The sequence below is a fragment of the Streptomyces sp. NPDC097981 genome (genome assembly GCF_040302565.1).
Classification (GTDB): domain Bacteria; phylum Actinomycetota; class Actinomycetes; order Streptomycetales; family Streptomycetaceae; genus Streptomyces.
This window is the reverse complement of record NZ_JBEORW010000095.1, coordinates 1-11,675: the sequence shown is the minus strand read 5'-3', so window position 1 is coordinate 11,675 and position 11,675 is coordinate 1. Positions and strand designations below refer to the sequence as shown.

At 73.0% G+C, this 11,675-nt stretch carries 7 protein-coding genes; 3 read left to right on the top strand and 4 right to left on the bottom strand.

Annotated elements, in window-relative coordinates:
• Positions 1-91: 91 nt before the first annotated feature.
• A complete protein-coding gene (locus tag ABTY04_RS39085) occupies positions 92-2,167 on the bottom strand; it encodes a S9 family peptidase (RefSeq protein ID WP_352218189.1) in 2,076 nt (691 codons plus the stop codon).
• A gap of 97 nt (positions 2,168-2,264) precedes the next feature.
• Here ABTY04_RS39085 and ABTY04_RS39080 point away from each other — a divergent pair, with 97 nt between their 5' ends.
• Entirely contained in the window at positions 2,265-3,812 is a 1,548-nt protein-coding gene (locus ABTY04_RS39080; protein WP_352218188.1) for an MFS transporter, read from the top strand.
• Between the two features lie 84 nt (positions 3,813-3,896).
• On the opposite strand, the gene ABTY04_RS39075 is transcribed toward ABTY04_RS39080, so the two are convergent.
• Complete coding sequence (locus ABTY04_RS39075; protein WP_352218187.1) at positions 3,897-5,276, bottom strand: cytochrome P450; 1,380 nt, start codon at positions 5,274-5,276, stop codon at positions 3,897-3,899.
• A gap of 220 nt (positions 5,277-5,496) precedes the next feature.
• On the opposite strand from ABTY04_RS39075, the gene ABTY04_RS39070 reads away from it, so the two are divergent.
• Entirely contained in the window at positions 5,497-6,306 is an 810-nt protein-coding gene (locus ABTY04_RS39070) for a hypothetical protein (protein WP_352218186.1), read from the top strand.
• A gap of 167 nt (positions 6,307-6,473) precedes the next feature.
• Here ABTY04_RS39070 and ABTY04_RS39065 read toward each other — a convergent pair whose 3' ends face one another.
• Positions 6,474-8,003, bottom strand: coding sequence for a helix-turn-helix domain-containing protein (locus ABTY04_RS39065; RefSeq protein WP_352218185.1), 1,530 nt, complete (start codon positions 8,001-8,003; stop codon positions 6,474-6,476).
• A 349-nt stretch (positions 8,004-8,352) separates the two neighbouring features.
• Complete coding sequence (locus ABTY04_RS39060) at positions 8,353-10,257, bottom strand: amidohydrolase (RefSeq protein ID WP_352218184.1); 1,905 nt, start codon at positions 10,255-10,257, stop codon at positions 8,353-8,355.
• A gap of 104 nt (positions 10,258-10,361) precedes the next feature.
• Between ABTY04_RS39060 and ABTY04_RS39055 the strand changes: the two genes are divergently transcribed.
• Positions 10,362-11,351, top strand: a complete 990-nt coding sequence (locus tag ABTY04_RS39055) for a LacI family DNA-binding transcriptional regulator (protein WP_352218183.1) — start codon at positions 10,362-10,364, stop codon at positions 11,349-11,351.
• Positions 11,352-11,675 lie beyond the last annotated feature (324 nt).

The following is an 11,675-nucleotide window of genomic DNA, read 5'->3' as shown; positions in this document are numbered from 1 at the left end:
TCAGCCACCGCGCCTCCAGCGGTCGAAATGAACGTCACCGCACATCCAACCGCCACGACCACCAACCCGGCGAACCTATGCGGTCACAGCACTAGGCGAGTTCCCGGCGGAAGAATTCCAGTTCCAGCGCCATGAGCTTCTCCTTCGTGCCGTTCGGGGTCATGTGTGTGACGCCGGGCAGGGCCAGGAGCTGGTGCGGGCGCCCCGCGTCCGTCAGGGCCTGGGAGAGGCGCAGGGTGTGCGAGGGGTGGACGTTGTCGTCGGCCAGACCCGTGATCAGCAGCAGCGGCCGGGTCAGGTTCGGCGCGTCCGGGATCAGCGAGTCGCGCTCGTACACGTCGGGGTGTTCCTGCGGCAGTCCGAGGTAGCGCTCGGTGTACGCCGTGTCGTAGTGCCGGAAGTCGGTCGGCGCGGCTCCGGCGGCCGCAGCGTGGAAGACGTCCGGGCGGCGCAGCACCGCCAACGCGGACAGGTAGCCGCCGTACGACCAGCCGCGTACCCCGACCCGGCCGAGGTCCAGGTCCGGGTGGCGTTCGGCGAGCGCGTGCAGGGCCGCGACCTGGTCGTCCAGGGTGACCTCCGAGAACCCGCGGTACATGGCGTGCGTGAAGGCGGGCGAGACGTACGGGGTCCCGCGGTTGTCGACGGTCACGACGGCGAAGCCCCGGTCGGCCCACCACTGGCGGTGCTGCCAGCGGCGCGGCTCGGCGGACACGTCCTGGAAGCCGGGGCCGCCGTAGCTGTCCATGAGGACGGGCAGCCGCCGGCCGGGGACGTGGCCGCGGGGGAACACGACCGAGGTGGGGACGGCGTGCTCGGTGACCCGCTCCAGCACCGGCACCACCCGGTACGGCAGCGGCTGCGACAGGTCCGCGGGGGTGAACTCCCGCCCGTCGGCGGTGCGTACGCTGCGGCGCACCCCGTCGGCGTCGGCGGTGGTCAGCAGCAGCGCCCCGGCACCGGCCTGAACACCGTGCACACCGGGCCCGTCGGCCAGCGGGGTCAGCTCTCCCGTGTCGGGGTCGAGGAGCAGGACCTGCTGCTCGGCGGGGTCGCGCTGCCCGGCCTCGATCAGCAGCCGGTCCCCGTGGGTGCCGGCCACCCGGCGGACCTGGATGCCGTCCCCGGTGAGCAGTTTCCCGTCGACGGCGAGGGCGCGGGCGGCCCCGCCCGTGGTGTCGGCGGCGGTCAGGATCCGGCCGTCGGCGAGCCTGGCCGGGGTGCCGGGCAGCAGCGGGTCGACCCAGTGGGGGTGCGTGGTGCGGGACAGCTCCCGGGTCCGGCCGGTGGCCGGGTCGGCGGAGAGCAGCAGGACGCACTGCTGGAGCCGGTCCTGGACGGTCAGCAGGATCTCACCGGCCGCTGTGTCATCGGCGTCCCAGGCGACGTCGGAGACGTACGGGTACGTCGCGGCGTCCCAGTCGAGCCGTACCCGGGGTCTGTCCGGGCCGAGCACCCACAGCTGCACCTCGGCGTTGGGACCGCCCGCCTCGGGATAGGCGAAGTCCTCGGCCGGGAGCTCGGGATGCGCGGGGTCGGCGAAGTGGCGCCGCTGGAGGGCGGACTCGCAGACGCGGGCGGCGAGCAGCGTCTCCCCGTCGGGGGACCACCAGTGGCCCCGGTCCCGGCCCAGCTCCTCGGCGGCGGCAAACTCCGCGACGCCCCAGCGGGCCCCGTCGGCGGGGCTGACCCGGCCGCCGGGGAAGAGGTGGAGGGCGTCGTCGGCGACGTACGCGGTGCGGGAGCCGTCGGCGTTGAGGCGGGGGTCGAGGGCGGGCCCGGCGGCCGGGATCTCCTCGGGCATGCTTTCGGCCGCGCCCTCGTAGGTGACCCGGTACAGCCGCCCGTACAGCGGGAACACCGCGCTGCGGCCGTCGCCGGAGAGCGCGTACGAGCCGATCCCGGCGGCGACGAGCCGGATCCGCTCCCGCAGCCGGCGCTCGGCTGCCGGCAGGGTGCCCGGCTGGGGGGACAGCTCGCGGGGGTCGGCGAGCCGGGTCTCGGTGCCGGTGGCGGTGTCCAGGACCCAGAGGCTGTCGAAGGGGTCGCAGGGGCCGGTGGAGCGGAGGAACCAGAGCAGCCGGCCGTCGTCCCCGAAGGAGAACGCGCGCGGGGCGCCGTACGTGAAGCGGCCGGTGCTCGCGGAGAGCCTGAGGAAATCATCCATGATCGCAGTGTGGCATGTGAAATGGCACACTGTATATGTCATGCAGCCTAGGCCATTCGAGTGGTGCACCCCCGGTTGCAGGTTTAGCGTCGAAAAGGTGCACGGGAACACGACGCCGACCAGCACCGGGACCGACGGCAGGGTCCGAGGGAGCGGCAACGGGCTCGCCCTGTTCGTCATCGCCTCTTGCCAGCTCATGGTCGTTCTCGACATCACCATCGTGAACATCGCGCTGCCACACATCCAGACCGGCCTCGGCTTCTCCACCGAGAGCCTGTCCTGGGTCGTCAACGCCTACACCCTCAGCTTCGGCGGACTGCTCCTCCTCGGTGGACGCACCGGCGACATCCTCGGCCGCAAACGCGTGTTCATCTCCGGCGTGCTGCTCTTCGGCCTGGCCTCCCTGCTCGGCGGACTCGCACAGAGCGAGGGCCAGCTGATGGGCGCCCGGGCCCTGCAGGGCGTCGGCGGCGCCATCGCCTCCCCGACCGCTCTGGCCCTGATCACCACCACCTTCCGGGAAGGCCCGGCGCGCAACCGGGCGTTCGGCGTCTTCGCCGCGGTCTCGGCGGGCGGCGGCGCGATCGGGCTGCTGGCCGGCGGCATCCTCGTCGAATGGCTCAACTGGCGCTGGGTGTTCTTCGTCAACGTCCCGATCGCCCTGGCCATCGCCTTCATGGCCACGCGCGTCATCCGCGAGTCCGAACGCCATCCCGGACACTTCGACCTCGCCGGCGCGCTGCTGGGCACGTGCGGCATGGTCGCGCTCGTCTACGGGTTCATCCGCGCCTCCCAGGAGGGCTGGACCGACCCGATCACCCTCGGATCGTTCGGCGCGGCCGTGGTCCTGCTCCTGCTGTTCTTCCTCAACGAGCGGCGCTCGCCGCAGCCGATCACCCCGCTGCACATGTTCGCCGACCGCAACCGGGCCGGCTCGTACGGGATCATGCTCTTCCTCGCCTGCGCGATGTTCGGCATGTTCTTCTTCCTGACCCTGTTCGTGCAGAACGTACTGGATTTCAGCCCGATCCAGGCAGGCCTCGCATTCCTGCCGGTGAGCGTCGTCATAGCCGTCGGCGCGGGCATCACCTCCCAGCTGCTGCCCAAGGTCGGGCCGAAACCCTTCATGGTGACGGGCGCGCTGTGCTCGGCGGCCGGGCTGGCCTGGCTGACGCAGACCGACGTCCACTCGACGTACCTCGGCAGCATCCTGGGCCCGATACTCGTGTTCAGCGTCGGCATGGGCATGCAGTTCGTCTCGCTGACCCTGATGGCCCTGTCCAACGTCGCCGACCGGGAGTCGGGCGCGGCGTCCGGACTGCTCAACACGACGCAGCAGGTGGGCGGATCGCTGGGCCTGTCCATCCTGGTCACGGTCTTCGGCACGGCCAGCCGCAACGAGGCCCACACCCAGGTCCCGGCCTTCCTGAGCCAGGCCGGCCCCGTCCAGAAGGCCCTGTTCCTGCGCACGGGCCGGCTCCCGGACCCCTGGGGCGACCAGGTGCTCACCTCGGGCGTGAGCGCCGCGTTCATCGTCGCGGCGGCCTTCGCCCTGATCGCGGCGCTCATCGCGCTGACCGCCATCCAGGTCCGTCCCTCGGACCTCGAACGCCTCAAGGGCAACCACACCCGGGCGGCCGTCTGAACCCCGCCCTCCCGGTGGGGGCCGCACCGCCGGCAGACCCGGACCACGTACCGCTCGCGGTCGGCCGGAGCCCTCGCGCCGGCGCTACCCGGCCGCGCCGCGGACCCGGCAGCGCATCGGTCCGTCCGCCCGCAAGGTGATCCCGGCGCTGACGGGGACGTCGGTGTCGACGGCCTCGAACTCGTACGCCCGCAGGATCATCGCCAGCGCGATCACCGACTCCAGCATCGAGAAGTGCTGCCCGATGCAGGCGCGCGGGCCTCCGCCGAACGGGAACCAGGAGTACCGGGGGCGGGCCGCCTCCGCCTCCGGGGTGAACCGGTCCGGGTCGAAGCGGTCCGGGTCCGGCCAGTACCGTGGGTGGCGGTGCGTCACCCACGGGGCCAGGATCACGTCCGCGCCCGCCGGGATGGTCCGGCCCCCGACCTCGGTGGCCGCGACCGAGCTGCGGCCGATGACCGGCGCCGCCGGGTAGAGCCGCATCGCCTCCTTGAGGACCTGCGTGAGGTACGGGAGCCGTTCCAGGTCGGCGGCCTGCGGCGTACGGTCGCCCAGTACACGGGAGACCTCCTCGCGGGCCCGCGCCTGCTGCTCGGGGTGGCGGGCCAGCAGGTGCAGTGAGAACGCGAGCGAGGTGGCGGTCGTCTCGTGCCCGGCGAGCAGGAAGATCAGCACCTGGTCGCGCAGTTCGGCGGCGTCGAACTCCCCGTCGTCCGTGCTCGTGGCGGCGGCGAGCAGGCTCAGCAGGTCCTCGCCCCCGGCCGCGGTCCCGCCCCGCCGCTCGGCGATGATCTCGTCGCACACCGCGTACAGCTCGTCCATCGCGGCGGCCGCCCGCTTGTTGCCCGGGGTGGGCCAGGTGCGCGGGATGTTGGCGGGGGAGTAGCCGCGGCGCAGCACGTACTCCGTGATGACGGGGAAACACCGGTTGACGACGTCGACGGTGGCGTCCACGTCGGTGCCGAAGAGGATGCGGGCGACCGCGCGCAGGGCGAGCCGCATCATCTCCTCGCCGACGTCGACCACGGAGCCGGGGGCCTGCTGCCAGCCCGCGACGACGGCCCGGGTCTCGGCGGCGACGGCGTCGGCGTAGCCGTCCACCCGGCGCTTGGTGAACAGCGGCTGGACCAGCCGCCGCTGGCGCAGGTAGTCCTCGTCCTGGCTGGTCAGCAGGCCGTTCCCGAAGGAGTCCCGGAGCTCCTGGTAAAAGCTGTTGTCCTTGCGGAAGTTGGCCGACTCCGCGGCCAGGACCTGCTGTGCGCCCTCCGCGGAGAAGACGCAGTAGAGCTCGGAGCGCAGCCCGGGCGGGCCGGCGGTGATCCGTACGACGTCGCCGTGCCGCTGCTGCGCGCGCAGGTAGGTCCCGAGCGAGTCCGATTTCAGGTCGAACAGGGAGCCGAGCAGCGGGACCCCCGCGAGCGCGGGAACCTCCGTACCGGATTCCGTATGCGTTTCCACTGCCATGGCCGCCCCCTCGACACCGTACCGACGGGGCTGATTCTGCACGGCCCGTACCGACGGCGCCCAGGACCGTTACGCCGACCGGCTGAAATCCGCCGGGTCGGGTTGCCCCTCCGTGGCCGGGTGTTGCAGGCACTGCCGCTCGTGCGCGTGCCGTGCCGGCCCTGTGTGAAGCTGTTTCACGTCACTTTCCCTGACATGCACCTGAGGACTTCGGCAACCGATGAGCGAGCCCCTGAATCCCTTTGCCCCGTCCCCGCCCCAGCAGCCCCGGGCCGTACCGCCGCAGGAAACGAACGGCCAGGCGGTACTGGCCCTCGTGCTCGGCGCGCTCGGCGCTCTGGTCGCCGGCGAACGGCTCCTGTTCTGGGTGGGTTTCCCGCTGGGCCTGGCGGCCCTGGTGTTCGGCCTGGTGGCCTGCTCGCGGGCCTTCCGGGGCGCGCCGCACAAGGCGCTCGCGGCCGTCGGCACGGCCGTCGGCATCCTTGCGCTCGGGCTCTCCCTGTACGGACTGGCGTCCACCCTGCGCTCGTTGACCGAGTGGGAGGGCGGCGGCGGGGGCGGACTGTCCGCGAGCACGCCGATCCCCCTCGTCCCGGTGCCGGAGTCCTCGGCTCCGCTCCCGGGCGCCGCGGGGGCCATGCCGTTCGGTACGACGTACACGTACGACAGCGGCGTCGAGGTGACGGTACGGGACCTCGCCGCCTACCAGCCGGTGCGGGAGGGGCCGGTGGCGGACGGTCCGCTGCGGGCCGGGGTCCGGCTGAAGGTGACGGTGGTGAACCGCTCCGACGAACCGCTCGACCTGGGCAAGGCGATCCCCACGGCGACCGACCACCGCACCGCCGGGCACCTCTGGGGGATCCACGACCGGGAGCTCCCGCGCCCGTTCGAGGGCACCCTCCGGCCGGGGGACACCGCGACGGCCGAATTCGGCTTCCTACCCGCGGCCGGAGCCGAGGCGCTGACGTTCGAGATCTCCCCGGGCCTCACCCCGTACGACGCCCGCACCTGGACGACGCCACTGCGCTGACGCCCCACCGGGCCCCACCGGGGCCCCCGCCACGGTGCAGGCGGGCCCGGAGCCGGGTCCGGCGCCCGGGCATGCAGAAACCCCGCCGGCCGAACCCGAAGGGTGGCTCTGGCGGGGCCCTGCGTCAACTGGGACTTCGTCAGTCGTCGATGCCTTGCGTCCGGCTCCTAGATGTCGCGGAAGATCTCGATCTGGGCGCCCACCGAGTTGAGGCGCTCGGCCAGTTCCTCGTAGCCGCGGTTGATGACGTAGACGTTGCGCAGCACCGAGGTGCCCTCCGCCGCCATCATCGCCAGGAGGACGACCACGGCCGGGCGCAGGGCCGGCGGGCACATCATCTCCGCCGCGCGCCAGCGGGTGGGGCCCTCGACCAGGACGCGGTGGGGGTCCAGGAGTTGGAGTCGGCCGCCGAGGCGGTTCAGGTCCGTCAGGTAGATGGCGCGGTTGTCGTACACCCAGTCGTGGATCAGGGTCTGGCCCTGGGCGACGGCCGCGATGGCCGCGAAGAACGGCACGTTGTCGATGTTCAGCCCGGGGAACGGCATCGGGTGGATCTTGTCGATCGGGGCTTCGAGCTTCGAGGGGCGGACCGTCAGGTCGATCAGGCGGGTGCGGCCGTTGTCCGCCGTGTACTCCGCCGAGCGGTCGTGGTCGAGGCCCATCTCCTCCAGCACCGCGAGCTCGATCTCCATGAACTCGATCGGGACCCGGCGGATCGTCAGCTCCGACTCCGTGACCACGGCGGCGGCGAGCAGGCTCATCGCCTCGACCGGGTCCTCGGAGGGGGAGTAGTCCACGTCCACGTCGATGTTCGGGACGCCGTGGACGGTGAGGGTGGTCGTGCCGATGCCCTCGACCTCGACGCCGAGCGCCTCCAGGAAGAAGCACAGGTCCTGGACCATGTAGTTGGAGGAGGCGTTGCGGATGACGGTGACGCCGTCGTGCCGGGCGGCGGCCAGCAGCGCGTTCTCGGTGACCGTGTCCCCGCGCTCGGTCAGCACGATGGGGCGGCCCGGGGCGACCCCCGCCTCCACCTTCGCGTGGTAGATGCCCTCGGTCGCGGTGATGTCCAGGCCGAAGCGGCGCAGGGCGATCATGTGCGGCTCGATGGTGCGGGTGCCGAGGTCACAGCCGCCGGCGTACGGCAGGCGGAACTGGTCCATCCGGTGCAGCAGCGGGCCCAGGAACATGATGATGCTCCGGGTGCGGCGGGCCGCGTCCGCGTCCATGGCGTCCATGTCGAGGCGGGCCGGCGGGACGATCTCCAGGTCCACGCCCTCGTTGATCCAGCGGGTGCGGACGCCGATGGAGTTCAGGACCTCCAGGAGCCGGTAGACCTCCTCGATGCGCGCGACCCGGCGCAGCACCGTACGGCCCTTGTTGAGCAGCGTGGCGCACAGCAGCGCCACGCACGCGTTCTTGCTCGTCTTGACGTCGATGGCGCCGGACAGCCGACGGCCGCCGACGACCCGCAGGTGCATCGGGCCGGCATAGCCCAGAGAGACGATCTCGCTGTCGAGAGCTTCACCGATTCGGGCGATCATCTCAAGGCTGATGTTCTGGTTGCCGCGCTCGATCCGGTTCACTGCGCTCTGGCTGGTGCCGAGCGCATCCGCGAGCTGACTCTGTGTCCAGCCCCGGTGTTGCCGGGCGTCACGGATGAGCTTGCCGATACGTACGAGGTAGTCGTCTGCCATGGGTGAACCGTATCTCAGATATGAGATGACCCCTGCGTCGGGTGTGGCAGAAGGGTGTTACCGGCCGTCAGTTCCACCCCGCCTCATCGCCGGACCGGAAGGTGCGTGGTGCGTGACGATCCGGCTGGGGAGGCGGGTGGGCTGCTCCCGCTCCGATACGGACAAAGGGGATGGAAGCTCTTCCTGGGCGGCGTCGAGGAGTTGCTCCGGCCTGCGCAGCCGACGCCGGCCCGGCGCCGCCGTCGACGCCTGGGCCGCTCGTCACGACCTCGTGCGCCCTCTTGCGCGCCCTCGTACGCCCCCTCACCCGCCCCCGCTCCCGGGCCGCCGGCCGAGCCCCCGCCCCGGGTCAGTGCCCGCAGGCGTGGTGCCGTCCGCCGTGCACCGCCGCGTACGAGGCCGGGCGCGGTCCGGATCCCGCGCGGGCCACCCGGGCCGCCGCGGCCCGGCCGGCCGCCGAGTCCGCGTCGTGCACCACCCGGCCGCCGATCAGGGTCATCCGTACGCCGGTCCCGCTGATGTCGGCCACCGGACAGCGGGTCACATCCCGGTCCAGCAGCACCAGGTCCGCCGCCTTGCCCGGCTCCACCGTCCCCGTCAGCCCCTCCTGCCTCAGCTGCCACGCCGTCCCAGCCGTGTGCATCCGCAGGACCGAGGCCCGGCCCAGCCCCTCCAGCTCCCGGTACAGCTCGCCCGTGCCGTACGCGCCCTGCCGGTCGATCGCGGTCCTCAGCTGGTTCCACACCTGGAGCGCGTCCACCGGCCAGTCCGAGCCGCCGGTCAGCCGGGCCCCCGCCCGCTCCAGGCTGCGCGCCGGGTACATCCACCGGTGGCGCTCCGGCCCGATGTACGGAAGCAGCGCCTCCATCGTCCAGGTGTCCTGTGCGGCCCACTGGAGCTGCATACAGGCCGCCACGCCCAGCTGCGCGAAGCGCCGCAGGTCCGCCGGGTCCACGAGCTGGAGGTGCGCGACCGCATTGCGCGGGTCCCGCTGCCCGGTCGCCCGGCGGGCGTACGCGTACGCGTCGAGGGCCGTGCGCACCGCCCGGTCGCCCAGCCCGTGGGCGTGCATCTGCCAGCCGGCCCCGTTGAACGCCGCCGTCAGCCGGCCGTAGTCGGCCGCCGAGGTGTACAGCTCGCCCCGGTTGCCGGTCGGCTTCCCGTTCCCGTCCAGGTACGGCTCCAGCAGTGCGGCCGTCTGCGCCGGGTACTCGATCACCCCGTCCAGGAACACCTTGACCATCCCGAACCGGAGGCCCCGTACCCCCTCGAAGTCCTTCCGCAGCCCGCGCGCGTACGCCAGCGCGCCCGCCGGGTCCTTGGTCTGCCCGGCGTCCAGCCGGATCGCCGGCACGATCCGCTGAGGCAGCTTCCCCGCCGCCGCCAGGGCCTGGTAGAGCTCCAGCTCGTGCCGTCCCACCAGCGCGTCCATCATCGTCGTGACCCCGGACGCGGCCGCCAGCTCCAGCACCTTGGCGCAGGCCGCGACCAGTTCCGCCCGGGAGGGCTCCGGGACGTGCCGCTTCACCAGGTCCTGCGCGTCGTCCTTCAGGACGCCCGTGGGCTCCCCGTCAGGCCCCTTCACGATCCGGCCGCCCACCGGGTCCGGGGTGGCCGCCGTGATCCCGGCGATCTCCAGGGCCCGCCGGTTCGCCCAGAGGTTGTGCCCGTCGCCGCCGACCAGCGCGACGGGCCTGCGGGTCGCCAGCGCGTCCAGCATCGAGTGGTGCGGCACGCTCCCGGCCGGCAGCAGTCCGACCGGGTTCCAGTCCTCCACGACCAGCCAGCGGTCCGGCTCCGCCCCCGCGCCGCCGGTATCGGCCAGGAAGCCGGCCAGCAGCTCCCGGAGCTCGGGCACGGTGGTCTCCGCCCCGTCCAGCGAGGGCCGCAGGGACCGGTCGCCGGCGCCCAGCGGGTGCACGTGCCCGTCGTGGATGCCGCTCATCACGGTGTTCCCGCGCGCGTCGACGACCTCGGTGTCCCGCCCGGCGTGCCGCCGCAGCGCCGAACCGCTCCCGGTGGCCAGGATCTTTCCGTCCCGTCCGACCGCGACGGCCTCCACCGGGGCCCCGCCGCCGGTGGTCCCCGTGAACACCCTGGCGTTGTGGATCACCAGGGCGGCCGAGCCGCGCCCGCCGCTCGGGGCGGCCGCGGCCGCGGGGCCGGCCCCCAGCAGACCGGCCGCGCCCGCCGCGCCGACGGCCCCGGCGGCCGTGAGGAGTCCCCGGCGGGACAGGGGGGAAGAAGAGGTCATGGCCACTCCAAACGTTGGTGTGGCCAGGACACTGTTTGATTAACCCCTTAACCAGAACCCGCAGCGGCCGACGAAATCCGCACCGCCGTCCGTACGATGACCCCGTGCCCGGGCCCGGACCGACCATCGCAGACATCGCGCGCGCCGCGGAGGTCTCCACCGCGACCGTCTCGCACGCGCTGGGCGGCACCGGCCGGGTCGGCGAGTCCACCCGCCGCCGGGTCCGCGAGGTGGCGGCCGCGCTCGGATACAGCGCCGGCCGGGGCCCCCGCACCCGTACGCTCGGCCTCGCCGTGACCACGTACGCGGGCGCGGCCTGGAACTTCGTCGAGATCGCGTACTTCTCCCGGCTGCTGACCGCCGCCACCGCGGCCGCCCACGCCCGCGGCTACGCCCTCACCGTGCTGCCCGCCGACCGGGGCGCCGAGCCCCTGTGGCACACCCTCGCCGTCGACGGGATGCTGCTGCTCGACAGCCCGGCGGGCGACCCGGTGCTCCGCGCCCTGCGGGCCCGCGGACTGCCGGTGGTCTTCGACGGCCGTCCGCCCGACCCCCGGCCCGCGGACGCGTGGGTGGACAACGACCACGAGGCCACCACCCGCGAGGTGCTCGACCACCTCGCCGCCTCCGGGGCACGGCGGATCGCGCTGCATTCCGGGTACGGGCGGGAGTACTACACCGGGGCCGTCACCTCGGCCTACGTCCGCTGGTGCGCCGAGTGCGGGGCGGACCCGCTGGTGGTCCCCTTCGACCCAGAGGACACCCCGGGGCACGCCTTCGACGCCGTGTTCGCCGGGCCCGGCCGCCCCGACGCCGTGTACTGCGTGTACGACCCCGGCGGCCGCCAGGTGCTGGCCGCCGCCGCACGGCACCGGCTGCGGATTCCGGAGCAGCTGCGGCTCGTCTGCGCGAGCGAGGACCCCTCGTACGCGGCGGGCGACCCGGCGGTGAGCACCGTGACCCTGCGGCCGGAGGTGATCGGGGAGCGCGCGGTCGCCGCGCTGGTGGTACTGCTGGAGTCCCCGCATGGCACGCCGCCGGGCCAGCTGACCGTCCCGGCGGCGTTGACCGTGCGCACGTCCTCGCGCGCGTGACACGGACATGGGGGAGCGGGCCGCGTTTCCCGGGGTTCCCTGTGATTCTCATACGGGTCGGGCTTGTCGGTGTTGTGCCGCCACGGGGCGTGCAGCATCACCTCAGGGGTGAGCGGCCGAAGAAGCGGGGCCGGTACAGCGCTTCCCGGATCCCGGCCCGGGAAGGCCGTATCAGCCGGGGCGGACATGTCAGGTGCCGACCCCGGCTGATACGGAGTTGGGGGATGGCCGGCCTAAGGGTTGTCCCGTAAATGATCTTCGAGTGGCCTCGGGCATGGCGGGCTGCCGTGCGGCCTGCTCGCTTATCCGGCGAGGGTGAGGTTG